This window comes from Mesorhizobium sp. M7A.F.Ca.US.006.04.2.1 (assembly GCF_004022915.1).
In the GTDB taxonomy this organism is placed as follows: domain Bacteria; phylum Pseudomonadota; class Alphaproteobacteria; order Rhizobiales; family Rhizobiaceae; genus Mesorhizobium; species Mesorhizobium ciceri.
On the sequence record NZ_RZQA01001596.1, the window covers coordinates 1 to 530 of the forward strand.

Below are 530 nucleotides of genomic sequence, written 5' to 3' on the forward strand. Positions count from 1 at the left end.
TAGGCGTCGCGTCCCCTGCTGTCAGCATGCACGTTCGATCCGGCTAATTCTTGCTCCAGCCAACGATTGAAACGCCGAGCGGCGGTCTTTCCCGGGACAAACCAGGCCTTGAGTTCATCGCTCCAACGGGCCCGGGGAAAACTCTTCCGGAAGCGTTCGACGGTGATCCTGTCATAGGGGAACGAAGCCGATGCGCCCGTTGGGACATCGTCATTGGAACTCGACCCATCCGTTCTCTTCATGATCATGGCGCGCCGCACCTCACCGCATCTCTGCCAGGAGAACGCTTTACGAAGGCGCAAGTGCCCTTGGCGTCGATGTCGGCGAGAAGTCCCCATGTTGCAGGAGCCGAACGGGCCTTACCTTAGTTCGCGAGGGCTTGGTCGATAGCGCGATCGGCGATCCAGCGGCCAATGCAACGAGGTCTGCGCTTTTCTCAGAAGGCCGAGAGGCCGATCAAGCTGGATCTGCGCCAGCTTTCTTGATTCGACACCGGCCGCTCCTCGGCCGTTGAACGAACTGTCCGGTGT

The 530-nt window shown here is 60.2% G+C and carries 1 pseudogene; it reads right to left on the reverse strand.

Annotation, left to right across the window (positions count from 1 at the left end):
• Positions 1-248 (reverse strand): annotated as a pseudogene (locus tag EN925_RS40400) (hypothetical protein); the annotation flags it as partial.
• Positions 249-530 lie beyond the last annotated feature (282 nt).